Origin of the sequence: Winogradskya consettensis, assembly GCF_018332715.1 — a bacterium.
In the GTDB taxonomy this organism is placed as follows: domain Bacteria; phylum Actinomycetota; class Actinomycetes; order Mycobacteriales; family Micromonosporaceae; genus Actinoplanes; species Actinoplanes consettensis.
Map to the genome: position 1 here is coordinate 118,084 of NZ_BOQP01000027.1, position 23,065 is coordinate 141,148.

Here is a 23,065-nt window from a genome sequence, read left to right on the forward strand (position 1 = left end):
ATTGCGCACTGTCGACTTTCCTCCCTGCTCGGCGGTCCGCCGTGGACCTTGCCGACCAGGGTGTGAGATAGGCGTAAATTGATGTCTCTCTAGTAACGATGATCGATGCCCCAGATCGGGTTGCCCAGATCGGGTTGCCCAGATCGGGTCGTCCAGATCGGGTCGTCCGGATCGGGTTGCCCGGATCGGGTTGCCCGGATCGGGTTGCCCGGATCGGGTTGCCCGGATCGGGTTGCCCGGATCGGGTTGCCCGGATCGGGTTGCCCGGATCGGGTTGCCCGGATCGGTCGGTCGCAAGTCGGTGTCGTCGGACGCGTTGCGCTCCCGGGCCGGGCCGGGCCGGGCCGGGCCGGGAGCGGCGGCATCCCTGCCGGCTGCGACCACGTCCCGGGGCCGGCAGCACCGAGCAGGTGCTGGGCGAGCCGGTTGGCCTCGGTGAAAGGTCCGCTGCGCATCAACATGACTCCATCTCCCCCCTCTGTGGTGCCATCGGGAAGATCGGAGGCGTGACGCCACCGACACGGGGTACCGGTCAGCGGTGGACGACGGGGCAGAGGTCGGCAGCCGGCAGTGGGAACGGACCGTCGCGGTGATGCGATCGACGGTTGAGCAGCTGCGGCTCGCCGCGCAGATCCTCGGAACCACTGCGGCGGCGTCGCCGAACCCGGACACGGCGGCGCGGCTGCAAGCCCTGGCGGACGACGTATCAGCGCAGGTGGAGGACATCCAGCGGCGCGCGGACCACTTGACGGGCGGCGACTGCGGCGGCTCGTGACCGCCCGCAGGGAAAGGCCCGGCAGGCCCGGCAGGCCCGGCAGGCCCGGCAGGCCCGGCAGGCCCGGCAGGCCCGAGGGCTCGCGGCCCGGCATGTCGTGTCGGCCGGGTGGAATGGCCAGCGAGCATATGGCCGGGAGGCAGAACGAGGGCCCCGGCGCTGTCGAAGCGCCGGGGCCCAAGGGTTACGGGACTAGATACACCATCTACCGACAGAAGCGTCGGATTGTCGTTTCCACACCAGCCCTGTGTAAGGGTTTCGGATGTGAGGACCGCATAAGCGTGACCGGAGACCACCTCTCGTTCGATGGAAACTGCGGTGTCCGCGCCCAACCCCGAAGTGCGGTTGGTGGCGGGCGATCCAACGGTGCAGGCCCCTCCCTTTCCTCTGACTTCCTTTTCCTTCGTGCTGTCCGCCGGTGTCGGAACCCCACGCGACTTCATGGCTCCGGACACGTGCGACGAACTAATCCTGCTTGCGGCGGGGCCCTGAAACACCTTCGGCCACGCCACCTGGGTCATCCGGGGATCGTGAAATCCCGACCCCCGGGGTGTTTCCGAACTTCCTTGCCAACTACCACATCTGGCACGTCAAGCTTCGCCGTGCCTGAGCCGGGGCGTTGTCGGTCCGGCTCCTTCGCCCTGGTGGGCGGTGCTCGTCTGCGTCTTTATTACTTCTTCGTTCGACAGGAAGAACGTTAACCCATGTCCGCCAGAAAATCTAGTCCGCAACGCGGAGATTTTCTGGGTGCCGGATCTGAAGGCCGAGGAACAGGGGCTTCAGGCCGGGGTCTGGCGTCGATGATCGGAAGCGGCCACCTCGTCCGTGCTGCTGACGGCCCAGAGTTCTGTGCGGGGGTCGTAGAGAATGATGCTGCCGTCGTTCAGCACGATCCGGTCGTGGTAACTGTCCGGGTCGGCGGCGGTGGTGGCCTCCTGGTCGAGTTCCGCGAGGGCCGGGATGATGTCCGCGAGAAGGATCGGCATCGTCATGGACGGCTCGGCGAAAGCGCGGTTCAGAGTGTCGGCGACGTCGTGGGCGGTGGCGGTCATCGTGATCCTTCGTTGTTCGCTCATGGGGCGTAGCCGGTCTGCTGGCAACTCTGCCCGCGATGGGTCGCACCCATGCGTGGTGAGAGCCTTCGACCTGTCAACGACGCCACCACGCTGTCAGCGGGAGGACCACCAGGTGGATGAGGTCGTGGCGGTGAAGCCCAGCGACTCGTACAGGGGACGGCCCAGCCGGGAAGCGGTGAGCGTGACCGGCAGGTGTGCCAGTGGGGCCAGGGAGCCGAGCATGATCGCGCGGCCCACGCCACGCGAGCGGTGGGCGGCGGGGGTGGCGACCCAGTAGTGGCTGCCGAAGCCGTCCGCTGTCACGGTGACGCAGGCTCCGGCGGGGGTGCCGTCGAGGTATGCCAGGAACACGTCCACGCCCGGCCGGCCGAGCAGCGGCATCGGGAAGAATTCGCCGGCGCGGTACGGCTCGAATCGCGTCAGGTCGAAACCGTCGAGCACGACACGTTCGGCGGCGTGCAGAGCGGGCTCGTCGCGTACACGGATGATCGGCATTGCTGGGGTGGGGGTGGCGCCGGGGGTGCGCAGCATGATCGGCATCTGCCAGTTGCGCAGGCCGAGGTGGCCGAGATCGGTGGCGCTGAACGGGTCCTCGGCATTGACAGGGCCCGGGGCCTCGCGGGTCAGGGTGGCGATCTCGGCCAGTTCCGGTGCGCCGAGGACCGGTTCCTGGATCAGGATGCGCAGGCCCGCGCGCTGGTCGCCGGCGACGGCGAGGAAGCCCGGGCGATGGATCAGCGGGTGGCCGCGGGCCAGGCCGGTCGCCGTCCAGAACGCGGCGGAGTTGCGGGCCTGGCGCCGTGCGGCCTCGGCGGGGGACAGGGGCATGGTCACCTTTCGATCGCGCCGATCAGCTCGGCGAGGTGCGCGCCGGTGGCGTCGTAGAGGGACGGGCCGAAACTGACGCGGGCGACGCCGAGCCGGGCCAGCTCCGCCACCGTGCGGCTGCGGCCGGCGAGGATGTTGACCGGTACGTCGATGGCCGCGATCAGGTCGGTGATGTCCCGCTCGTCGTTCATCAGGATCGGATACACACAGTCGGCTCCGGCCTCGTGGTAGCGGCGCGCTCGCCGGATGGTCTCGGCCAGGCGGGCCGCGGGCTCACCGGTCCCGGCGAGGTAGGTGTCGATGCGGGCATTGATCACAAGATCGGCACCCGAGGTACGGGCGGCAGCGCGCACATCCGCCAGAAAGCTCGACTGACGGTCCGCGTCGAGCAAGGTGCCCGTACGCGGATCGGAGTCCTCCAGATTGCACCCCGCGGCACCGGTGGCGATGAGACGCTCGACCAGCTCCACGGGGGCCAGCCCGTAGCCGCGCTCCACATCGGCCGTCACAGGCACGTCGACCGCCGCGACGATGCGAGCCGTCGCGGCGAACATCTCGCCGGGCGGGGTGTCCTCCCCGTCCCGGTAGCCGAGGCTGCCGGCCACCGCGGCGCTGCTGGTGGCGACCGCGGGCAACCCGGCCGCCGCGACGAGCCGCGCCGACCGGGCGTCCCAGGCGTTGGGCAGAACCAGCGGAACACCCGGCCGGTGCAGGTCCCGCAGCTCGGCGACCTTCGTCACGAAAGGGGCCAGGGGCGGGCGGTGGCGCCGAGCATGTTCCACGCGTTGATGACGGTGATCGACCAGATGAGCTCGGCCAGTTCCACGTCGGTGAACTGCGCGGCCGCCCGGGCGATCGTGTCGTCGCCGACCGGGGCCTCGCTGAGCCGGGTCATCGCCTCGGTGAGTTCCAGGGCGGCCCGCTCGCGGGCGGTGAAGAACGGTGCCTCCCGCCAGACGGGCAACGCGAACAACCGGCGCGGGTCGTCGCCGCCCCCGGTCGCGTCCCGGGTGTGGGTGTCGACGCAGTAGACGCAGCCGTTGATCTGCGAGGCGCGGGTCCGGACGAGCTCCAGCAGCCCGGCCTCCAGCCGGGTGTCCCGCGCCGCGGCGTCGAGAGCGTTCATGGCTTTGTCGATGTGCGGGGCGAGGTCGCCGACGGCGACGCGGATCGGGATTTCCTTGATCACGAGGGACATGAGACGACCGTAGGGCGCAGATTGGATCCTTGCTAAGGTCCACTCTCGTGTCAGATTATTGGGCCAATTTGGGTGTCGATCTCCACCTCGACCTCGGCGCCGGCGGGAACCGGCGTTCCCGGGTGGAGCAGGCACTGCGCGACGCCATCCGGTCCGGGCGGCTCGCTCCGGGAGCGCGGCTGCCGTCGACCCGGGCGCTGGCCGCCGAGCTGAGCCTCGCCCGCAACACCGTCGCCGCTGCCTACGAGCAGTTGATCGCGGAGGGCTACCTTGCCGCGCGTCCGGGTTCGGGCACCACCGTCGCCGCGCAGGCCGCCCCGCCCGTCCCGGTTGCACGGCCCGCAGCGCTGCCCGCGCCCCGCTTGGACCTGCGGCCCGGCAGCCCCGACGTGACGACGTTCCCGGTCGAGGCGTGGATCCGGGCCACCCGGCGGGCGCTCTCCCGGGCGCCGGCCTCGGTCTACGACTACGGCGACCCGCAGGGCCGCCCCGAGCTGCGCACCGCCCTGGCGACGTACCTCGGGCGCACCCGCGGCGTGCTCGCCGATCCGGACCACATCGTCATCTGCTCCGGCTATGTCCAGGCACTCTCGCTGCTGTCCGGTGTCATCGGCGGCGCGATCGCGATGGAGGATCCCTGCCTGCCGTTCCACCGCGAGATCGTCCGGCATGCCGGCGCCGACGTCGTCGCTCTTCCGGTGGACAGCGACGGCGCCCGCACCGACCTGCTCACCGGCGCCGTCCGGGCCGCGGTCCTGACCCCGGCACACCAGTACCCGATCGGCGTGACACTGCAGCCGGCCCGTCGCCACGCCGCCGTCGCCTGGGCCCGGGACCACGGCGGACTGCTGATCGAGGACGACTACGACGGTGAGTTCCGCTACGACCGGCAGCCGGTCGGCACCCTGCAGGGCATGGCGCCCGGGCAGGTCGCCTACATCGGCACGGCCGCCAAGAGCCTCGGCCCGGGTCTGCGGCTCGCCTGGATGGTGCTGCCCGGCCCTCTCGTCGAACCGGTCAGCCACGCCAAACGGCTCAGCGACCTGCACACCGAGAGCATCGGGCAACTCGCCCTCGCGGACCTGATCACCACCCACACGTACGACCGCCACATCCGCACCCGCCGGCTGGCCTACCGCCGCCGCCGCGACCTGCTCGCCGACCGGATCGGCAGCCGTCACCACCTGCTCGGCATCGCCGCCGGCCTGCACGCCCTGCTCCAACTCCCCGGCGACGGGCCCAGCGAGGACGAGATCGCCACCCGCGCCGCCGCCGACGGGCTCGCCCTCACCACCCTCGGCCCTCATCGGCACACCCCGGCCACCACGGGCATGCAAGGTCTCGTTCTGGGGTACGCCACCCCGCGCCAGGCCGGCTACCTCGCTGCCCTCGACGTGCTGGCCAGGACGCTCGTGGTGGGGGGTGCGGCTCCGGCCGTTCCGCCGATGTGACGGATCTTCGTCCACAGTAGATTTTCCCTGGTGGACGCGGTCTACTTCAAGACCCTGACCACCAAGCCGGACGGTACGCCCCGCACGGAGGCCGCCGCCGGGCCGCTGGTCTACCGGGTCACCAACGTGTCCACCGGCGAGGCGACCAGGGCCGACGCGAGCTCGAGCGGGCTGATCACTCACCACGACGACGGTTCACAGACCTGGCTGCTGAGCGGCCCGCTGCTGGTCCGGTTCCGGGAGGGCAACGGTAACCTGCCCCGCGGGCTCTACGACCTCACCGGCGTCGCCTGGCGGATCGACATCAGCGCCGACGGGCATCTCACCGTCTCCGGCGGCTACCGCATCGCCAAGGACGTCTGCGCCACGTTGAGCTGAGCCCCGTCGGCGCGCCCACGTCCAGGTCGGCGGGGTGGGCGCGCACAATCCGTTGAGCAGGGGTGACTCGTTCCGAGAAGGGGAGCGGACCTGTGGCGGGGGAGTCGGTCATGTCGTATGTCGTGGATTTTGTCACCGTGTCGACCGTGGGGCTGGAGTCGTCGCCGGTGGCGGACGCGCTCGCCGGGCTGCGGGCGAACGAGGCTCGTTACTTCAAGAACAAGTACGGCCACGTGTTCACGGTCGAACCGGCCGAGGACGCCGTGCCGACCGTCGAGTGGGTGACTTCCATCCTCGAGCAGGAGCGCGACATCGAGATCTCGTCGCGGCCGCTGGAGGCGACCGGGTTCGAGGTCGAGAATATCCGGATGGCGTACGTCTTCTACGAGAGCGGCCTGTCGATCAACGTGATGTACGGCCTCGACGACGGCGGGAAGCGGGCTGTCGGGTTCAAGCTGTCCGACGGGATGGACGTCCCGTCGGAGCTTGCGTCGTTCAAGTTCGCCCGGCAGAAGTCGAAACTGGCCGGGACCATCCGCGGTTCCTACTTCGTCATCAAGAACGAGCACTGACAGGTAGCCGCGCCCAGACGACTTTGCCCTCCGGGCAGGTGCGGACACCCCACTGCTGGGAGATCGCATCGACCAGCCGCAGTCCTCGACCGCCGGCCCGGAGCGGGCCGGGGTGTGGGGTGAGCGGGACGGTGGTGCTGCTGTCGCCCACCTCGACCAGGACGGTTCCGGGCTGGATGCTGACGATGAGCTCGCCGTGGCTGCGGGTGTGCTGACTGACGTTCTGGACCAGCTCGCTGATGACGATCATGACGTCGTCGATCCACTCCGCGTCGGGTTCCTGACCTGCGGCGGGTTGCAGAGCGCTCCGGGCACTGTGCCGCAACGGCAGCGCGGGCGCGCCGTGACGGAACTGGTGCCGCAGAAGTTCCACCGTGTTGCCACCCTCCCGCATGCCGGTCTGACTTCCCCCGGGCGTGGCCGCTAAACAGGCGCTCGGTCGGCGGCGGGTCAGATCATCGATTAGCCTGGATGCGTGGATGCCAAGACGGTGATCACCGTCGTCACCATCGCGATCTCCCTCATCTCGCTGACCGTTTCCGGTCTCATGGCTTTCCGGCAGATAAGAACGGCAGTCGACGGGTACGCCCTCCCCGTGGTCCTCGGCGTCTTCAGCCAATTCCGGACGCAGGAGTTCTTCGACGCCCAGCAGTTCCTGTTCGACGACCTGAACCGGGACTTCGACCAGGACACGCCGTACTCCGATCTCCCGCTGGCGGCGCGGTCGCACATCCGGATGGTGGCCGGCCTCTACGACGACTTGGGCAAACTGGTCGCCCACGGGATCGTCCGGGAAGAGCTGGTCATCGGCTCCAACGGCATCCAGGCCCGGCGGATCTGGGAGGCGGTCGAACCCTTCGTGCTGGCCGAACGTCGCAAACGCAGCGGCAACCTGTGGATCTACCTCGAGGATCTGGCCTTCCGCGCCACCCGCACACCACCCCAGGTCATCCACGCGAAGCTGGGCCTGCACCGCTACACCATCACAACCGGCCGAGTCCTCCCGCGGCCGAGACGCAAGCCCCCCGCACCCTCCGACGGTGGATGACCTCGACGCCGCGGACCGTAGACGTGCTGCCGCGCCGTCATGCCGGCCGGTGCTCCAGGTTGGCCAGACTCACGATCAGAAGCGGGATGGGCACTGCGGCAGTCCACCAGGAGTCGATCGCCGCCGGCCCGGCTGCCGCTGGTAGGAGCCAGGGCGAGTGGTCTCCGGACAGGAACAGCGATGCAGCGACGAGGGTGCCCTGTGCTGCGGGGCCGGCCAGGGCGCCGGTCAGCGAGTTGGCTCTTCGCGCTGCCACGGCGGCGCCGGCCACACCGGTCAGCCCGCACACGGAAGCCTCGGCGGCCAGATCCGCGAACGGCAGGCCGTCCGCGGGGAGACTGCAGGCGGCCAGCGAGAACAACACCAGCCACACCGCGATCACTGGTGTGAGGGCGACGACGGTTCTCAGCCACTGCCGCAGCCAGCGAGGTGTCGGTGTCGCCGCCACGGGCGCGAACGGCTCGATGAGCGCGAAGGACGCTCCCGCACCGAGGAGGAACGCGGCAATACGCAACGCCCACACCTGGCTTGCCGGCGCCGCCGCTCCGGCGACGGCGGGAAGGCAGGCCAGCAGTGACAATGCGACGGCTGTTGCTGTGGGAGACCAGGGGACCGTCCGCGTCACCGGAACGGTGAGCAGCGCGACCTGGCGGATTCGCAGATACATGGCGGGTCAGCCCAGGTGTGACATGGCTGCGATCCGGTCGGTGGCGGGTTGCGCCATCTGCTGGCGTCGCACGGCGACCACCGCAACGATGAGGGCAATTGTCACGACGATGGTCGCCCAGAGGCGCCAGTGCCGGGCAAGTGCCGCGCCGATGACAACGGTCAGCAAAGCGACCAGGTAGAGCACGTGCCAGCCGGTGGCGTCCGGGGCCGCCGACCGGTCCATGACGATCGGGAAGAGCAGCCACGGCAGGTCTCCCGGGCCCGATCCGAGGATCGGCAGCGTTGCGAGCACGGCCGCCGCGGCGAAGAGGGTCAGGGGACCGACCGGGGCGGAGGGCCGCCAGAGCCCCGCGGCGATACCCAGGGCGGCACCGGCCATGGGCACCACCACCGGTTCGGCGACGAGCCAGGGGTCGAAGCTGCCGGACAGCCGCGACGGGACCAGGATCAGAAGCTCGACGCCCTCCGCCAGCAGGCCCGCCGCGGCGGCGACGGGAAGGAACGCGAACAGGGCGACCGCCCTGCGCCGGGGCGATGCGGGAAGCGTGCCGGTGAACTCGGCGGCGCCGTTCCGATGGTCGCGCGATGTCGCGAGATGCCCGATGAGAAGGAGAAAGCCGGCCAGGACCAGGGACGCCCTGCCTGAGTTGGCGGCGAAGGTCTCCCAGGTGGGACTCGCACCACCGTTCCAGACAGCGCAGAGTGCCACGGCCAGGACGAACCCCGCCCACAACGCCGGCATGTGAGACAGCAGCCGGGCTTCCGTCGACGCGAGCACGCGCGTCGCCGTCCGGGACGACACGGGAGCGGCAGTCATCGGATCGTCCCTGCCGCCGGCGCCGGCCCGAGCAGCTTGAGGTAGCCGTCCTCGATGGAGGGCGGAACCGCGACACCGTCCGGCGGCTGCGGGCCGAGCGTCCGGTAGTCGCCCTCCGCCGTGCGCCAATACATCGTCCTGCCCTCCGGCGGGCCGGCGGACCTCCACACCTGGCCCTCGGCGAGCTGCGCCAGCGCTCGTGGCGCACCGTCGAAGACAGCGCGACCTTCCCGCAGGACCACCACTCGTTCGCAGAGGGCTCCGGCGTCCTCGGTCTGGTGGGTCGAGAGCAGGACCGTGCGGGTCTCACCCAGCCGCGAGATCAACGTACGGAAGAACATGCGCTGTTCGGGGTCGAGCCCGACCGTCGGCTCGTCCAGGATGATCAGATCGGGGTGCCCGAGCAACGCCTGTGCCACGCCGAGGCGCTGCCGCATGCCGCCGGAGAGTTTGCGAACCTTGACATTCGCGCGATCAGACAGGCCGACCTCCTCCAGCGCCCGGTGGACCTCGGTCCGGCGCTGTCGCGGATCGACGATCTCCTTGAGCACAGCGACGTAGCCGAGCAGTGCTGCCGCGGAGAAGTTCGGATACAGCCCCGGGCTCTGCGGCAGATAGCCGAGCCGGCGGCGCAACGCGGTTCGCTGGCGCGAGTCGGCGGGGTCGAGCCCGTACGCCTCGATCCGGCCGTGGTCCGGTGCCAGCACCGTCGCCAGGCACCGCAGCAGGGTCGTCTTGCCGGCGCCGTTGGGACCGAGCAGGCCGGTGACTCCCACACCGATCTCCAGGTCGAGGCCGTCGAGCGCAACAGTGGCGCCGAAGCGCTTACGTAGCTCGCCCACGCGTACGGTAGTCATCGGCTCTCTCCCGGATTGAGATGGCGACGCCGTAGCGTCAGGACAGCGATGGCCGCGATGACAGCCACCAGGTAGCCGACCTGGGCGGCCGGGCCGAAGAGGACACCCTGAACCAGCGGTGCGGAAGAGCCTGCGGCGAGGGCGACGAGCAACCACGTGCCGCCGAGCAGACCGGCCGCCCTGGCCAGCGGCAGCACGGTCGCCAGGGCCAGCGTGCCGACACAGAGCAGGAACGCCGGCAGGAGCCAGGCGACCGCCCACCAGCCCGGCCCGGGCGACGCCACCGCGGCGATCATCTCCATTCCCATGGCCGGGCCGACGACGGCCGTGGCTCGCCACAGGACCAGCGAGGGACCAGCCATCGGCGTGGCCGACGTGATCTCGTGCATCGAATCGGCGGGCGGGCCGTACGCGGTGGCGACCGCGAGCACGGGCAGCACCGGCGCGAAGACGAGGAACAGCACCAGAGTGGTACGCGCGGCGCTCTGACCGGTGTACGCGGTGGCCACCGCGAGAGCCAGCACCGCCGCCGTCGCCGCGAGGTAGGACCAGCGCAGGGCCGGTGTCGCCGCGAGCAACCGGACACGGTGCTCAGGCAGGCCCACCCGGCGCAGAAGCCACTCCGCACGCCCCGGCCGGCCGGTGACGACCGTGTCGGCGACCGCCAGCCAGGTGCGGTCGAGCCAGGCGGTATCCGCGGGAACGGCCGCCCGGCACGCAGCACACGCCTGCACGTGCGCGTCGACGGCCATCACCCTGCTCGGGGTGAGCGAACCGCGCTCGTACGCCTGCAGCAACTCGGCGTCAACGTGCCAGGTCATGCTCTCTCCTCGCGAAGTCATGCCAGCAGCTCCCGCAGCCGGGCCCGGGCCCTCATCAGCCGGGTCTTCGCCGTGCCCTCGGCGACGCCCAGGAGCAACGCGGCCTCCCGCACCGTCAGGCCGTCCAGTGCTGTGGCCTGGATGATCGCCCGCAGCTCCGGGGACAAGCGGTCGAGGGCAGCGCCGAGATCCCCGTGTTCGATCCGCAGCAGAACGAGATCCTCGGCCGACGGCACGGTTTCGGGGTCCCCTCCGGCGACGCCGCTCACCCAGCGGTGTCCTGGCCTGCGCAGTGTGCTGACCAGGCGCCGGATCGCGATGGTCCACAGCCAGCCGGCCGCCTCACCGCCGCCCTCCCGGTAGTTGCGAGCGTCGTGCCAGACAGCAACGAAGGTGTCCTGCACGGCGGCTTCGACCACATCGGCGTCGGCACACCGGCGCGCCAGCCGCAGCCGTATCCAGGGGGCATGGCGCAGGTACAACAGGCGCAGCGCGCCCATGTCCTCGGCCGCCACCGCGCGCAGCAGCTGAGCATCGCTGGACTGCTCGGTCACCGGAGCGGCCGGTGGCTGTCTTCTCCGCCTCACACAAGGACTATCGCGGTGCGAACCACAAAAGGTTCACGGCCGGGCGTCAGCCGGGCGCGACGAGGCCCATCTCGTAGGCGACGATCACCAGCTGGATGCGGTCGCGGGACTCGAGTTTCGCGAGCAGCCGGGCCACGTGGGCCTTGGCGGTGGCCGGGCTGATGAAGAGGTCGGCGGCGATTTCGGCGTTGGAGCGGCCGCGGCCGACCAGGGTCAGCACCTGCCGTTCCCGGTCGGTGAGGTTGGCGGAGGAGGTGAGGTTGCCGGAGGAGGTGAGGTTGCCGGAGGATCGGCTGGCCGGGGCGGGACCGGGGCTCGAGGAGCGATCGGCGAAGTGATCGATCAGGCGCCGGGTGACGCTGGGAGCGAGCAGTGCGTCTCCCGCGGCGACCACGCGGATGGCGTTGAGGATGTCGTCCAGCGCCATGTCCTTGACCAGGAAACCGCTGGCGCCTGCGCGGAGCGCCGCGTAGACGGACTCGTCGTCGTCGAAGGTGCTGAGGATCAGGACGCGGCTGGGCGCCGAGCCGGTGACGACGTGACGGGTCGCTTCGATGCCGTCCATGACAGGCATGCGGATGTCCATGACGATGACGTCCGGCTGATGTTCCTGCGCGAGCCGGACCGCCTCCGCACCGGTGCCGGCCTCGGCGACGACGCCCATGTCGGCGGCGCTGTCGATGAGGATCCCCAGTCCACTGCGGATCAGCGGCTGGTCGTCGGCCAGTAGCACGCGGATGGTCATGTGATCGGGGGCGCTGACACGGGGAGGGGGAGCCGTGCCAGGATCCGGAAGCCACCACCCGTACGCGGACCGGCCTCGAACTCACCACCGAGCAGGCTGACCCGTTCCCTCATGCCGGACAGGCCATAGCCGAACTGGGGTGGGCCCCCGCGGCCCGCATCGATGATCTCGACCGTCAGTTCGCCGGTGCGGTGCCGGACGACGACGTCGCAGCGGTCGGTGCCGGCGTGCCGGATGACGTTGGTGATCGATTCCTGAATGATCCTGTACGCGGCCAGATCGATGTCGGGTGCGAGCGGCGCGCGGTCGCCGTCCCGGCGCAGGGTGACCTGAACGCCGGCATCCGCGGCCCGAGCCGCCAGTGCGTCGAGGTCAGCCAGGCCCGGGACCGGTTCTCGCAGTTCCGGGCCGGATCCGGTGTCGGAGCTGCGCAGGGTGCCCAGCAGGCGGCGCAGCGCGCCCGCGGTTTCCCGGCTGGTCTCCTCGATGGTCGCCAGAGCGTTGCGGGCCTGGTCGGGCTGGGTGTCGAAAACGCGGCGTCCCATCCCCGCCTGGACCGAGATCACTCCGAAGCTGTGCGCGATCATGTCGTGCAGTTCGCGGGCGATCCGCAGGCGTTCCGCCTGCACCGCTTCGGTTTCAGCCTGCTCGCGTCGAATGGTCGCGTAAATGCGGCGTTGCCGGACGGTATTGCCGATCAACCAGGCAGTGGCGATCGCGAGGATCTCGACAATGGCCACCAGGGAAGCGTCGAGCAACGATCCGTCGGCAGTCGCCAGAGCCTGCACGGCGACGGTCAGGGCCGCGGCCGGTAGAGCCCGGCGCGGCGGCTCGGCGGCAGCGACGAATCCCACCATGACGTCGGTGGCGACCATCAGCGGTATGACGAGGTTCGAAGAGGGCTTGATCAGCATGACGAAGACCAGGCCGACCACCATCACCGCGAGCACGGTCAGCCGCACGCCGGTGCGTCCTCGTACTCGGTCGGTGGGCATGCAGCCGAGTCTATCCGCACTGCTGGAGCCGCACATCAGCTCCTGGGCGTAAGCCCGGAGGCTACCTGCCGACCCCGGTTTTGTGGTCCGCGGGCCAATGCGCGTGATGCCCCTGTCCCGTCAGCCTTGGGTCAGGAAAAACGACGTCGCACGGCCTCTCCGGCGACCCTTGAAAGGAAATCCCCTCCATGGCCACAATTGGCGAAAGGGCCTTCCGCGCCCACGATCGGGTCGCCGGCCGGCGCAATTCGACGGTCACTGGATTCGCGACCACCGGATTCGCGGTGACCGGATTCGCGGCCGCCGCATTGCTCGCGATTGTCACGTCCGGTTTCATCCCGCCGTCCTATGGCGTCGCCCTGAGTCTCATTGCTGTGGGCATGCTGGTCCTGGTGTGGCTGGCTCTGCACCGCCGGGTGCACATCATGAGGGTGCCGGACATGTATCGGCTGGCGGTGATCTGGGCGCTGCCCCTCACCGTGGCGCGCCCGCTGTTCAGCGGCGATCTGTGGAGCTATCTCGCGCAGGGGTTGACGGCGGCGAGAGGACTCGACCCGTACACGCTCGGGCCCGCGCAGGCACTCGGCCCGGACTCGGCGGTGACCCAGCACGTCAGCCACTACTGGGTCGACACACCGGCACCGTACGGACCGGTCTGGCTGACGGTGTCGCGCGCCGTGGCCGAGATCGCCGGGGACAATCTCCTGTGGAGCGTGTTGTTCTATCGCCTGATCGCACTGGCAGGTGTGTTCCTCATCGGCTGGGCGCTGCCACGGCTCGCACGGCGCGGCGGTGTGTCACCGGTGTCCGCCCTGTGGCTCGGGCTGCTCAACCCACTCGTGCTGTGGCATCTGGTAGCGGGTGCGCACAACGACGCCCTGATGATCGGCACGATGCTCGTCGGCATGGAACTGGCGCTCAGCGCCCTGGACCGCGACGGGCGAGGCGGCACCTCCCTCGTGCCGCGCGGTGGATGGAGCCGGTTCGCGGCCGGAATGACGCTGTTGACCATCGCGGCGTGCATCAAGGTGGTGGCGGTCGTGGCGATCTGCTGTGTGGCGGCTGAGCTGGCGCGCCGCCACGGCCGCCCGGTCCGTACGGCCCTGTTCGTATTGCTCGGCGCCGCGGCGGGCATGACCGTGTTCTCCAGCATCGGCGGATTCGGCTGGATCAGCGCCATGCACAGCAGTACGACCGTCTACAGCTGGATGTCGCCCACCACCGGCACCGGTCTGCTGATCGGCCTGGCGTCGGGCGGCGAGGACACGGCGACCGTGGTCACCGTCCTCAACATCGCCGGTCTGGCGGTCTTCCTGCTCCTGGCGCTCCGGCTGCTGCTGAGCGTCTACCGCGGCAGGATCAGCGCCCTGCGGTCGCTGGGCCTCATCTTCGCCGCCATGCTGCTGTGCGCGCCGGTCGTGCAGCCCTGGTACCTGCTCTGGGCACTGCTGCCGCTGGCCGCGACCACGCGCCGGCACCGGGCGCGCGTCGTCATGATCGTCATCAGCGCGGTGGTGGCCCTGGTGACGCCACCTTTGGCGGCAGCGGCGCCGCACCTGGTCGTGGGATACCTCATCGCGATCACGGTGCTGGCAGCGACGGTCGCGATCCCCGCCGTACGCCGGCGTTGTCTCCTCCCCGTGACACGTCGGCCGGCAGAGATTCCGGCGACGGTCGGCTCCACCGTGGTGGCGGCCCGATGAACCTCATGGGTCTCGCGGTCCCGCTGATGACGTCGTCGTTGCTCTACCCGCTGCTGGCGGCGCTGACCAGCCTGGACGGCGTGGTCCCGATGGTCCCGTCCGAGGCGGTGGTGCTGGCGGCCGGCGACTTCGCCCACGCCGGCACGCCGAGTCTGGCGCTGGTCGTCGTGGCCACGGCTCTCGGCGTCTTCCTGGGAGATCACCTCGCGTACGGCCTCAGCCGCAGTGTCCTCGGCGCCCGGCTGATCAACCGCTCCCGGCACGTCAGCCGGGCCGTCGCGTCGGCGCACCGGCAACTCGACCGCCGGCCCGCCCTGCTCATCGTGATGTCACGCTTTCTGCCGGGTGGACGGGTGGCCATGAATCTGGCGTCCGGCACGGCCCGACTGCCGCTGTCGCGGTTCAGCCCCGCCTCGGCGATCGCCGCGCTGGCCTGGGCTGCCTACACCGCGGGGCTGGGGTTCGCGGGCGGCGCGGTGTTCCTCGAGAATCCGCTGGTCGGCCTCGCGGCAGGCCTCGGCCTGTCCTTCGTCCTGGGAGGCGTCATCGAACTGATCCGCCGTCGCACCGCCGCACGGCGCGCTGTGAGCGAGATCAGCTGTGCCACCCGGCCCCGGTCATGCCGCCCAGCATCCTGATCTCGCCGCCGCGGATCGGGGGCGTGCCACGGCAGTGGACACCGCGACACGCCCCCGATCACTCAACGGCGGGTCTTGGGCAGGTCGAACTCATCGGCGGCGCGGCAGTCCTTCTGGCTTCCGATGGCGCCGGGGGGTAGCTGGGCGAGGGCGTCACGGGCCTGTTCGCGGCCGAGGTTCCAGGCGTACCAGGGGTCGGGTTTTTTGAGGTCGTCGGCGATCCAGCTGAGTGTGCAGCGGCGTACCGGGTCGGGAAGCTTTGTCAGGGCGGGGGTCGCGTCGGCGGAAAGGGCCCGCAGGTACCAGGCGTCGATCTTGCCGGAGCCCTCGTAACGGGCGGCGTTACGGCTGGCCACGTAGCCCTCGGGGTCGAGGACGGCGAGGCCGAGCAGCATCAGCACGGCGAGGCCGACGGTGGTGGCGGGGATCCAGCGGCCCTGCCACTTGATGCCGGCGGCGGCGATCATCACGAAGATGATGCCGAGCAGCATCTCGGAGGCCATGACGAAGATGCGCTCGCCGGTGAAGCTGTAGACCCGCTGGTACTCCCACATCCGGGACAGCGCGGACGTCACGATGACGACGCTCAGAGCACAGAGCAGTCCTAGGAGTACGCGTAGCAGCAGCCGTTCCGCGGGTGTGTCCCGTTTCGCCCAGCGGGCCAGGGCGGCGATCAGCGCCAGCGACAGCAGCGTGACCGCGACGAGCTGCCAGAAGCCGCTCCGGGCGTACTGCGAGTAGCTGAGCCCGGCAGTCTTGAGCACGTGCCGGCTGCCTCCGAACAGGACGGTGAACTGCACCGCCACGAAGCCGGCGAACAACAGCACCAGCGCGGCGCCGGCCGGTGCCCATTCGATCAGGCCGAACTTGCCTTTGCCCTCGGTGTCCATGCCGGCCGTCACCGGGGGCCTGGTCAGCGTGTAGATCCCGGAGACGGCGAGCAGGGCACCGGTCACGGCGAGGAAGATCCACTTGAAGATCGCGCCGAGGTGGAAGTCGGGGACGGCGTCATCCAGCAGCTGGGAGAACGCGACGTCGGCGGACGACAGCAGCGCGCCGAAGACGAGCAGCACCACGGCGGTGAGGGCGACCGAGAAGAAGATCCGCCGGGCGATTCCCGGGTTGCGGCCCGCTTTCAGGTGCCTGCGGACCCAGGGGATGCCGGCGAACGCCGCCCACGGCGCGGCGAACAGGCTGAACAGGATCGACCTGACCCGCCGCCCGCCGACGATCGCCAGCGCGGTGCAGCCGATCGCGCCCAGCACACTGAACGTCACCAGCCACCACGCGTTACGGAACGCGGGGATGAGCATCAGGGCCAGCGCCGCCACGGCCCAGCCCGACCGGACCAGCCGCTCGGGAGCCGGCAGATCCTTCGAGCTCCGGACCGCGAACCCGACTCCCAGCGTCAGCGTCAGCCAGGCGAGGAACCAGCCGATGCCCACCCGGTTCAGCGGCAGGAAGATCAGGAAGCCGAGGGTGCCGGCGAGCACCCCGGTCGGGACGGTCCAGCCCTTGGCGGTTCTCGGCCCGGGCCAGCTCTTCTCGCGGAACTTCTGCCAGGGGGTCAGCCTCTGCTCGTACGCGCCGAACGGGCGCGCCGGGTACGGGGTCGGGACCGGCTGCTGCTGCTGGCCCTGGGCGGGGGCAGGCTGGTGCTGCTGGCCCTGGGCGGGGGCAGGCTGGTGCTGCGGGCCCTGGGCGTGGGCAGCCTGGTGCTGCGGCCGCTGGACGGGCGCCGGTTGGTGCTGCGGGCGCTGAGCGGGCGTCGGCTGAGGCTTCGGCGCCTGAGGCTTGCCCGGCTCTGGCTTGCCCGGATCCGGCTTGGCGGCTGGCCCTTGCTCGGCGGCAGGCTCTGGCTTCGGCTGCTCTGGCTCGGCGGCTGGTTCTGGCTTGGCGGGCGCCGGCTCGGCGGCAGGCTCTGGCTTGGGCGGTTCGAGCTTCTGGGGCGCCGGGGTGGCGCTCGCAGCGGGTGCCGGCGTTACCTCGGGCGGCGCGGTGACAGCCGGGGCTGTGACGACGGCTGGGGATGCGACAGCCGAGGCGGCGACGGCGGGGGTGGTGACGGTCGGGGTGGTGACGGCGGGGGTGGTGACAGCCGGGGTGGTGACGGCGGGGGCGGTGACGGCTGGGGTAGTGACCGCTGGGGTTGCCGCCTCGACCGGGACCATCGGGAGGAAAACGGCGTATCCTCGCGTACCCGAAGGGATCTGGACCGGGATCGCCCAGGCCGTCTCCCCGTCGGCACCCGGCCAGACCAGCGACGGGATCGCGTCGGTGGGCTGCATGACCAGCAGCTGGGGTGGTGGTGGCGCCGGAGTGGCGGGGACGTCGTTGGCCTGGTCCGGGGGACCGGGCTGCTTCGGGGGCTGATGCGCCACTGCACCCTCCTGGGTTGCTCAGTTCGGCTCACTCTAGGACGTGTGCGCGGCAATTTCTACGTTGGAACGGGTCCGTATCGCCGCGACGCCTGGAGCGTAGGACACGGGAACAAGGCCCCGCGTCCGGGCGCTGAGATCGTTGTGATCAACGCCGGGGTTCGACTTTCGCTGCTGGACCGGTCACGCACCCGCACGGGTGAGACCGAGGCGGCCGCGCTGCGAGGCACCGTCGCCCGCGCGAACCACGCTGAGCGGCTCGGATATCACCGCTTCTGGGTCGCCGAGCACCACGGCGTACCCGGCATCGCGGGCGCTGCCCCGGCGGTACTGCTGGCCGCCGTCGCCGCCGCCACGACGACGATCCGGCTCGGCTCGGCCGGGGTGATGTTGCCGCACCACCAGCCGCTCGTCGTCGCCGAGCAGTTCGCGACGCTGACGGCTTTCGCGCCGGGCCGCGTCGACCTCGGGCTGGGCCGCTCTCCCGGCTTCACCCCACCGGTGCGCCGGGCGTTGCGCCAGACCGACAGCGATTTCGCCGCCGACCTCACCGAACTGCGTGACTTCCTGACGGGTACGGCGGAGATCACCCTCCATCCCCAGCCGGCCGCCCCCATCCCGTTGTACGTGCTGGCCACCGGAACCGGCCTGCGGATCGCGGCGCGACTCGGTCTCCCCGTGATCGTTGGCGGTCCGTTGCTGGGCGACGACGGTGCCGAGGCCCTGGCCGGCTACCGGCACACCTTCGAACCCTCCGAACAGCAAGCCGAGCCCTGGGTCGCGATCAGCCTCGACGTGCTCGTCGCGGACACCCCGTCGGAAGCCGCCGACCTGCTGCTCCCCGAGGCCTGGGCGATGGCTCAGGGCCGTACGACCGGAGCCTTCCCGCCCCTCGAACCGGTGGCCGCCGTCCGAGCTGCCACCCGTACCCCACGTCAGCAGCACTATCTCGACCGGACCGCCGCCGCGGCAATCACCGGCACCCCCGAGCAGGTCGCGCATCGCCTCACCGACCTGCTCGACCGCACCGGAGCCGCCGAACTCGTCGCCGCCGGCAGCACCTTCGACCGCGATGCCCTGCACGCCTCCGACGCCGCACTGGCCGCGATGTTCGCCCGTCCCTGATCGGCTCGCCTAGAGGTGCTGGGCGCCCCAGAGTCCGAGAAGTCGCAGGTTGTCGTGCGACGGACTCCCGGGGTCGGTGGTGTAGAGGAACAGTGTCTGATCCTCGTCGCCGGGCAGGCTGAAGGCCTCGTACCGCAGCGTGATGGGCCCGACGGCGGGGTGGGTCATGTGTTTGGTGCCATGGGTGCGGCGGTGCACGGTGTGGTCGTTCCACCAGGTGCGGAATTGCGGACTCTTGATGGCGAGCTCGCCGACGAGCTCGGTGAGCTGCGGGTCATCGGGGAACCGGCCGGCGTAGAGCCGCAGGGTGCCGACGACCTCGGCGGCGACGGCCGGCCAGTCGGCGAAGGCGGCCCGGGCGTCGGGATCGAGGAAGATCCAGCGGGTGTAGTTGCGATGCTTCGCCGGCAGCCGGGTCCAGTCGGTCAGCAGCGCGCGTGCCAGGGGGTTCGCGGCCAGGACGTCGGTACGTCGGCCGAGGATGAGCGCCGGGTGCTCCGTCATCGAGGCGATCATCTGCTGCAGCGCCGGGCGTACGCGTTGCGGCGGGGTCTGCCGGTGACGCTGCCGGGCCGGGCGGGCGAGATCGGCGAGGTGCGCGCGGCCGGCCGGCTCGAGTTGGAAAACCCGGGCCAGAGCATCGACGACAGCGTCGGACGGGGTGCTGTGCCGGCCCTGCTCGAGGCGGGTGTAGTAGTCGACGCTGACCCCCGCGAGCTGGGCCACCTCTTCGCGGCGCAGCCCGCGGACGCGCCGGGAGGTGGTGGCCGCCGGATCGGGCCCGGCGACCAACGCGCTCTCCGGCGCCGTGTTGGCCCGGCACGTGCGCAGGAAGGCGCCCAGGTCTGTGTTCACCGCCATGTGATCCATGATCGGGCACGCCGGGGCCCGCGGAAAGGCCCTGGGTGGGCATGGCGTTCCCCGGTAGCGCTGGGCCAGCTGGAGCCTGTCCGCGCCGGGGGTGCCGCTCGCACGATGGGATCCGTCGTGTTGAGCACCACCGAGGAGATCCCGATGCCGTACCCCGCCACCACCCCCGCCACCTGGTTCGTCACCGGTACGTCGCGCGGGCTGGGCCTGGAACTGGTCGCGCAGCTGCTGCGCCGCGGTGACAACGTCGCGGCCACCACCCGTTCCACGGCCCGCCTCGCCGAGGCGCTGGCCGGCGAGGACTGTTCCCGGCTGCTGGCCGTGGAAATCGACCTGGCCGACGAGAGCGCCGTCGTGGCGGCCGTGGCCGCGGCCACCGAGCGCTTCGGTGGCATCGACGTGGCCGTCAACAACGCCGGCTACGGGTTCCTCGGCGCGGTCGAGGAGGTCAGCGACGCCGAGGCCCGGAAGATGTTCGACGTGCAGATCTTCGGCGTCTGGAACGTGCTGCGGGCGGTCCTGCCGGCCATGCGCAGCCGGCACAGCGGCCACATCATCAACATCTCGTCGATCCTGGGACTGACCGCCTTCCCCGGCTGGGGCCTCTACTGCGCCGGCAAGTACGCCCTGGAAGGCCTCACCGAGTCCCTGGCCGCTGAGATGTCGGGTTCCGGGGTCGGCGTCACCCTGGTCGAGCCGGGCTACACCCGCACCGACTTCCTGCGGACGTCCTCGCTGGCGCTGCCGGCCGCCACAGCCGACGGCTACGAGGCGATCCGCGAGATGACCGAGGCACACCTGGCCATGCCGGGCACCCAGCTGGGCGACCCGGTCAAGGTCGCAGCCGCGATCATCACCGTCGCCGCCACCGGCGGGGCCCCGCTGCACCAACTGCTCGGCTCCGACTCGTACGCCCTCGCCAAGGGTCGGATCGAGACCCTCACCGCCGACATCGAGAACGGCCGCGACGTCGCCCTGTCCACCGACGTCACACCCCACGCCTGACGGCGAGATCAGTCCTCGCGGGACGCGCCCTCGGCGGCGTCCCGCGCGGTCTGTTCCTCTCTCGAAGCGGGTCACCCCGATCGTGCTGGTGTCCAGGAGCAGGACCGGGCCGTCCGGGTCGCGGCCCAGCGGCAGCAGCGCCTGCCACGCCGAGTCGATGACCGAACCCGCGAACCCGCCGGTAGCCTGCCGTTTGCCGTCCGGCACGGTCCAGGCCGAGAGGACCGTACGCGCCTGCTCGTGGAGCTGCCAGATATCGCTCGCGCGCACGGTCGGCAGCTCCACCGCCGCGGGGATCAGCAGCACCGCCCCGTCCGCGGTGAGTGCCGGTGAGCCGTGCTGCTCCGGCCCGGTCAGCCCGGTGATCCGGGTGACCGGCCCGTCCGACCAGGCCCGCAGCACCACCGCGTCCACGCTGCTGTTCCCCGCCGGGACCGTGACCGCCGTCGTCGACCGGTCGAGGCTGACCGCGATGCTGTTGACCCGGTCGATCAACTCCCGGCGGGCCGGCTCGGCACCGGTCAGCCCCACCCGGACCAGCGTCCCGTCCGTAGTAGACCTGCCCGGGTCTCGGCAGGAACTCGGTCACCAGCGCCTGACGTCCGCCGGGCCCCAGCCACAGGCCGTAGAGCCAGCTGTGCCACGGCAGGGTGCGTGGCGTCCCCTCGGCGCCGGTGGCCAGGTCCACCGTGTTCACCTCGTTGACCACCGTGTCCGGGCTGGAGAACAGGGTGCCGTTCGTCCGGGTCGAAGCACTACGGTGCGTGCCGTCCAGCGCCCTGGACGCGGGCGGCGATGGGACCGAACGCGCGTTCTCTGCGGTATGAGAGCGTGCGGCCGGAATAGTGGTCGAAGATCGGTTTTTTGCTCGATCGCGGCAGGGTTGCTGCCATTGCCGAGGGGGAGTGCGGCATGGGCGGGCCTCGCGAAGAAGACGCGCAGGATTTCCTTCGTTACGCAGGAATGCCTGCCTGTGTCCGGATCGTAGGCGTAGAGCCACCACGTCGCCTATGTCGCGTCTATTCCCGCCGGGCTCGCCACCGGTTGTGAATTTGGTCGAGTGATTTAAGCGCGCGCGTTGATTGTTGTGTCGAGCCCCGGGTGTGACGCAGAGTTCGGTGTTCGTGGGTTAGTAGGCGGCGGCGTACTTTACAAGCCAGCGGTTGGTGAACCGGCTCCAGTCGAACAGGTCACCGGCGGCGCGTCTGCGGTCACGTTCATGGTCGGCGGCGGCCTGTGCCCGGTGGGAGTTTGCCTCGCGGAACAATGCTCGTGCGGCTTCGATCCAGATCAGTTTGCCGTCCGGTGTCCGGGCTTCGGGGGAGTCGCGCCGTAGTCGGGTGGTGTGGCCGAGAGCTTTTCCGAAAGCTCGCCGGACCTTGTGCTCGCGCCGGAACTCTTCGGTTGCCGGGGAGTAGTTCCGGCGCCGTGTCGGGTCACGCATCCACGCCAGTTCAACGGTCGTGAAGATCTCCAGCTGAGCGTATTTCATGCTTTTATTGTTCTCAGGGATTTTCATGATCGGAAGTACGGGTGTGCCATTGTCGAGTTGAGGGGGATCACACGACTTCGAATGGCAGATAGCGAGTATTCGGATAGCCATGAAGTGGTGGCGGATGGATCCCGGGCGGCGATCCTCATGCTCACCGCGCCACGAGTTCGTCGGCCGTCTTGTTGTCATCGGCAGATCCGTGAACTCGTCGGGGTGGCCTTCGAGCCGCGTGCTGTGACAGAGCGTTATGCGGAGGCTGGGGTTGACGCTTTGGCATGCTGATGCTCGCGGAGCCGTGGCCGCGTCTATCGATGCTCGTTCTGGCGGGTTGTGACGGACAAGGCAGAAGCGATCGATGTTTTGGCGGAGTTCCGTGAGCAGCTCTACCGATGCATGACCCCGCGGGCGGACGCCTTATTCGAGCTGACCGAGGCGCTGCTGTGCACCGACGGACCGGTCAAACGCTGGTCGGGTTGTCACTTGCCCCGGAGCGCCGGCGCGGCCACGGCGCCCATGTATAACGCGCTCAACCACGGCCGTACCGACGTCGAGGTGCTGTGCCGGTGCCTTGCAGGATTGCCGTTGCCGCGGGCGGCGGATGGCCGTCTGGTGCTGGCCGTTGATGTCTCGCCGTGGCTGCGACCGGACGGCAAATGCAGTCCGCAGCGCTCGTTCTGACACACCTACGGGCGTGGCAAGGACTGGCCGTACTCGTTCATCGCCGCGCTGGAGACCGGCCGCACCTCCTGGACCGCCCTGCACGACGCCGTCCGGCTACCGCCGGGCGCGGACGTCACCACGGTCACCTGCGCGCAGATCCGACAGCTCGTCAACCGGCTGACCGACGTGGGTCAGTGGCGACCCGGCAACCGCGACATCCTGATCGTGCTCGACGCCGGCTACGAAGCCCCGCGCATCGCCTGGCTGCTGCGCGACCTACCCGCGGCTGGCTCGCCGTGCCGCCTGGGTAGATCACGGCCAGGCGTTGCCGGTCGTCGAGGGCACGGTCATCCGGCTCACCGTCGAGGAGCTGCCCA

At 70.3% G+C, this 23,065-nt stretch carries 25 protein-coding genes and 1 pseudogene; 11 read left to right on the forward strand and 15 right to left on the reverse strand.

What is annotated here, in order from left to right:
* Positions 1-538 precede the first annotated feature (538 nt).
* Complete coding sequence (locus Aco04nite_RS24440; RefSeq protein ID WP_212999591.1) at positions 539-775, forward strand: hypothetical protein; 237 nt, start codon at positions 539-541, stop codon at positions 773-775.
* Between the two features lie 779 nt (positions 776-1,554).
* On the opposite strand, the gene Aco04nite_RS24445 is transcribed toward Aco04nite_RS24440, so the two are convergent.
* From Aco04nite_RS24445 to Aco04nite_RS24460, 4 genes are all read right to left on the reverse strand, one after another.
* Positions 1,555-1,827: a hypothetical protein gene (locus Aco04nite_RS24445; RefSeq protein WP_203840069.1), complete on the reverse strand. Its 273-nt coding sequence runs from the start codon at positions 1,825-1,827 to the stop codon at positions 1,555-1,557.
* 117 nt (positions 1,828-1,944) lie between these two features.
* Positions 1,945-2,685: a GNAT family N-acetyltransferase gene (locus Aco04nite_RS24450; protein WP_212999592.1), complete on the reverse strand. Its 741-nt coding sequence runs from the start codon at positions 2,683-2,685 to the stop codon at positions 1,945-1,947.
* Positions 2,682-3,419 carry an isocitrate lyase/PEP mutase family protein gene (locus Aco04nite_RS24455; protein ID WP_244876255.1) on the reverse strand — a complete coding sequence of 246 codons (738 nt, stop codon included), beginning with the start codon at positions 3,417-3,419 and terminating at the stop codon, positions 2,682-2,684. The genes Aco04nite_RS24450 and Aco04nite_RS24455 overlap by 4 nt, the downstream gene beginning before the upstream one ends.
* Positions 3,416-3,877, reverse strand: a complete 462-nt coding sequence (locus Aco04nite_RS24460; protein ID WP_212999593.1) for a carboxymuconolactone decarboxylase family protein — start codon at positions 3,875-3,877, stop codon at positions 3,416-3,418. The genes Aco04nite_RS24455 and Aco04nite_RS24460 overlap by 4 nt, the downstream gene beginning before the upstream one ends.
* Positions 3,878-3,945: 68 nt before the next feature.
* Here Aco04nite_RS24460 and pdxR point away from each other — a divergent pair, with 68 nt between their 5' ends.
* The 3 genes from pdxR (at position 3,946) to Aco04nite_RS24475 (ending at position 6,278) form a co-directional block, all read left to right on the forward strand.
* Positions 3,946-5,328, forward strand: a complete 1,383-nt coding sequence (gene pdxR, locus Aco04nite_RS24465; RefSeq protein WP_244876256.1) for a MocR-like pyridoxine biosynthesis transcription factor PdxR — start codon at positions 3,946-3,948, stop codon at positions 5,326-5,328.
* Positions 5,329-5,358: 30 nt separating this feature from the next.
* The gene (locus Aco04nite_RS24470) at positions 5,359-5,706 is read left to right on the forward strand and encodes a hypothetical protein (protein ID WP_203840073.1); all 348 of its coding nucleotides are present in this window, start codon (positions 5,359-5,361) and stop codon (positions 5,704-5,706) included.
* Between the two features lie 110 nt (positions 5,707-5,816).
* A complete protein-coding gene (locus tag Aco04nite_RS24475) occupies positions 5,817-6,278 on the forward strand; it encodes a DUF8821 family protein (protein ID WP_212999595.1) in 462 nt (153 codons plus the stop codon).
* Here the strand turns inward: Aco04nite_RS24475 and Aco04nite_RS24480 are convergent.
* The gene (locus Aco04nite_RS24480; protein ID WP_212999596.1) at positions 6,262-6,651 is read right to left on the reverse strand and encodes an ATP-binding protein; all 390 of its coding nucleotides are present in this window, start codon (positions 6,649-6,651) and stop codon (positions 6,262-6,264) included. The genes Aco04nite_RS24475 and Aco04nite_RS24480 overlap by 17 nt on opposite strands.
* A 102-nt stretch (positions 6,652-6,753) precedes the next feature.
* On the opposite strand from Aco04nite_RS24480, the gene Aco04nite_RS24485 reads away from it, so the two are divergent.
* Positions 6,754-7,326, forward strand: coding sequence for a DUF4760 domain-containing protein (locus Aco04nite_RS24485; RefSeq protein WP_212999597.1), 573 nt, complete (start codon positions 6,754-6,756; stop codon positions 7,324-7,326).
* Between the two features lie 37 nt (positions 7,327-7,363).
* On the opposite strand, the gene Aco04nite_RS24490 is transcribed toward Aco04nite_RS24485, so the two are convergent.
* The 7 genes from Aco04nite_RS24490 to Aco04nite_RS24520 are packed head-to-tail and all read right to left on the reverse strand — an operon-like array spanning position 7,364 to position 12,817.
* Positions 7,364-7,993 carry a hypothetical protein gene (locus Aco04nite_RS24490; protein WP_212999598.1) on the reverse strand — a complete coding sequence of 210 codons (630 nt, stop codon included), beginning with the start codon at positions 7,991-7,993 and terminating at the stop codon, positions 7,364-7,366.
* A 6-nt stretch (positions 7,994-7,999) separates the two neighbouring features.
* Positions 8,000-8,812: a hypothetical protein gene (locus Aco04nite_RS24495; protein WP_212999599.1), complete on the reverse strand. Its 813-nt coding sequence runs from the start codon at positions 8,810-8,812 to the stop codon at positions 8,000-8,002.
* Positions 8,809-9,669, reverse strand: coding sequence for an ATP-binding cassette domain-containing protein (locus tag Aco04nite_RS24500; RefSeq protein WP_212999600.1), 861 nt, complete (start codon positions 9,667-9,669; stop codon positions 8,809-8,811). Before Aco04nite_RS24500 ends, Aco04nite_RS24495 begins: the two co-directional genes overlap by 4 nt.
* Complete coding sequence (locus Aco04nite_RS24505) at positions 9,666-10,490, reverse strand: zf-HC2 domain-containing protein (protein ID WP_212999601.1); 825 nt, start codon at positions 10,488-10,490, stop codon at positions 9,666-9,668. The genes Aco04nite_RS24500 and Aco04nite_RS24505 overlap by 4 nt, the downstream gene beginning before the upstream one ends.
* Before the next feature lie 17 nt (positions 10,491-10,507).
* Positions 10,508-11,077, reverse strand: coding sequence for an RNA polymerase sigma factor (locus Aco04nite_RS24510; RefSeq protein WP_244876257.1), 570 nt, complete (start codon positions 11,075-11,077; stop codon positions 10,508-10,510).
* 46 nt (positions 11,078-11,123) lie between these two features.
* Positions 11,124-11,822, reverse strand: a complete 699-nt coding sequence (locus tag Aco04nite_RS24515) for a response regulator (RefSeq protein WP_212999602.1) — start codon at positions 11,820-11,822, stop codon at positions 11,124-11,126.
* Positions 11,819-12,817 carry a sensor histidine kinase gene (locus Aco04nite_RS24520; protein WP_212999603.1) on the reverse strand — a complete coding sequence of 333 codons (999 nt, stop codon included), beginning with the start codon at positions 12,815-12,817 and terminating at the stop codon, positions 11,819-11,821. The genes Aco04nite_RS24515 and Aco04nite_RS24520 overlap by 4 nt, the downstream gene beginning before the upstream one ends.
* Positions 12,818-13,005: 188 nt before the next feature.
* Here Aco04nite_RS24520 and mptB point away from each other — a divergent pair, with 188 nt between their 5' ends.
* Both mptB and Aco04nite_RS24530 read left to right on the forward strand, forming a co-directional pair.
* Positions 13,006-14,520 carry a polyprenol phosphomannose-dependent alpha 1,6 mannosyltransferase MptB gene (gene mptB, locus Aco04nite_RS24525; RefSeq protein ID WP_212999604.1) on the forward strand — a complete coding sequence of 505 codons (1,515 nt, stop codon included), beginning with the start codon at positions 13,006-13,008 and terminating at the stop codon, positions 14,518-14,520.
* On the forward strand, positions 14,517-15,158 hold the full coding sequence (locus Aco04nite_RS24530; RefSeq protein ID WP_212999605.1) for a DedA family protein: 642 nt from the start codon (positions 14,517-14,519) through the stop codon (positions 15,156-15,158). Before mptB ends, Aco04nite_RS24530 begins: the two co-directional genes overlap by 4 nt.
* A 62-nt stretch (positions 15,159-15,220) precedes the next feature.
* Here Aco04nite_RS24530 and Aco04nite_RS24535 read toward each other — a convergent pair whose 3' ends face one another.
* On the reverse strand, positions 15,221-17,539 hold the full coding sequence (locus Aco04nite_RS24535; protein WP_244876258.1) for a DUF4153 domain-containing protein: 2,319 nt from the start codon (positions 17,537-17,539) through the stop codon (positions 15,221-15,223).
* A gap of 141 nt (positions 17,540-17,680) precedes the next feature.
* Between Aco04nite_RS24535 and Aco04nite_RS24540 the strand changes: the two genes are divergently transcribed.
* Positions 17,681-18,661, forward strand: a complete 981-nt coding sequence (locus Aco04nite_RS24540; protein ID WP_244876259.1) for an MsnO8 family LLM class oxidoreductase — start codon at positions 17,681-17,683, stop codon at positions 18,659-18,661.
* A 9-nt stretch (positions 18,662-18,670) separates the two neighbouring features.
* Here the strand turns inward: Aco04nite_RS24540 and Aco04nite_RS24545 are convergent, their stop codons facing one another.
* A complete protein-coding gene (locus Aco04nite_RS24545; protein ID WP_212999607.1) occupies positions 18,671-19,522 on the reverse strand; it encodes a helix-turn-helix transcriptional regulator in 852 nt (283 codons plus the stop codon).
* A gap of 126 nt (positions 19,523-19,648) precedes the next feature.
* On the opposite strand from Aco04nite_RS24545, the gene Aco04nite_RS24550 reads away from it, so the two are divergent.
* Both Aco04nite_RS24550 and Aco04nite_RS24555 read left to right on the forward strand, forming a co-directional pair.
* Complete coding sequence (locus Aco04nite_RS24550; RefSeq protein ID WP_244876260.1) at positions 19,649-20,536, forward strand: SDR family NAD(P)-dependent oxidoreductase; 888 nt, start codon at positions 19,649-19,651, stop codon at positions 20,534-20,536.
* 674 nt (positions 20,537-21,210) lie between these two features.
* Positions 21,211-21,363: a hypothetical protein gene (locus Aco04nite_RS24555; RefSeq protein WP_212999608.1), complete on the forward strand. Its 153-nt coding sequence runs from the start codon at positions 21,211-21,213 to the stop codon at positions 21,361-21,363.
* 302 nt (positions 21,364-21,665) lie between these two features.
* Here Aco04nite_RS24555 and Aco04nite_RS24560 read toward each other — a convergent pair whose 3' ends face one another.
* On the reverse strand, positions 21,666-22,028 hold the full coding sequence (locus tag Aco04nite_RS24560; protein ID WP_212999609.1) for a hypothetical protein: 363 nt from the start codon (positions 22,026-22,028) through the stop codon (positions 21,666-21,668).
* 393 nt (positions 22,029-22,421) lie between these two features.
* Here Aco04nite_RS24560 and Aco04nite_RS50030 point away from each other — a divergent pair.
* Positions 22,422-22,913 (forward strand): annotated as a pseudogene (locus Aco04nite_RS50030) (transposase); the annotation flags it as partial.
* Positions 22,914-23,065: the final 152 nt, after the last annotated feature.

Bases quoted from the DNA above. Each gene is read 5' to 3' on its own strand.
- Aco04nite_RS24445 (WP_203840069.1), bottom strand. From the start codon at position 1,827: ATGACCGCCACCGCCCACGACGTCGCCGACACTCTGAACCGCGCTTTC.
- Aco04nite_RS24460 (WP_212999593.1), bottom strand. From the start codon at position 3,877: ATGTCCCTCGTGATCAAGGAAATCCCGATCCGCGTCGCCGTCGGCGAC.
- Aco04nite_RS24475 (WP_212999595.1), top strand. From the start codon at position 5,817: ATGTCGTATGTCGTGGATTTTGTCACCGTGTCGACCGTGGGGCTGGAG.
- Aco04nite_RS24490 (WP_212999598.1), bottom strand. From the start codon at position 7,993: ATGTATCTGCGAATCCGCCAGGTCGCGCTGCTCACCGTTCCGGTGACG.
- Aco04nite_RS24495 (WP_212999599.1), bottom strand. From the start codon at position 8,812: ATGACTGCCGCTCCCGTGTCGTCCCGGACGGCGACGCGCGTGCTCGCG.
- Aco04nite_RS24500 (WP_212999600.1), bottom strand. From the start codon at position 9,669: ATGACTACCGTACGCGTGGGCGAGCTACGTAAGCGCTTCGGCGCCACT.
- Aco04nite_RS24505 (WP_212999601.1), bottom strand. From the start codon at position 10,490: ATGACCTGGCACGTTGACGCCGAGTTGCTGCAGGCGTACGAGCGCGGT.
- Aco04nite_RS24515 (WP_212999602.1), bottom strand. From the start codon at position 11,822: ATGACCATCCGCGTGCTACTGGCCGACGACCAGCCGCTGATCCGCAGT.
- Aco04nite_RS24520 (WP_212999603.1), bottom strand. From the start codon at position 12,817: ATGCCCACCGACCGAGTACGAGGACGCACCGGCGTGCGGCTGACCGTG.
- mptB (WP_212999604.1), top strand. From the start codon at position 13,006: ATGGCCACAATTGGCGAAAGGGCCTTCCGCGCCCACGATCGGGTCGCC.
- Aco04nite_RS24530 (WP_212999605.1), top strand. From the start codon at position 14,517: ATGAACCTCATGGGTCTCGCGGTCCCGCTGATGACGTCGTCGTTGCTC.
- Aco04nite_RS24545 (WP_212999607.1), bottom strand. From the start codon at position 19,522: ATGGCGGTGAACACAGACCTGGGCGCCTTCCTGCGCACGTGCCGGGCC.
- Aco04nite_RS24560 (WP_212999609.1), bottom strand. From the start codon at position 22,028: ATGAAATACGCTCAGCTGGAGATCTTCACGACCGTTGAACTGGCGTGG.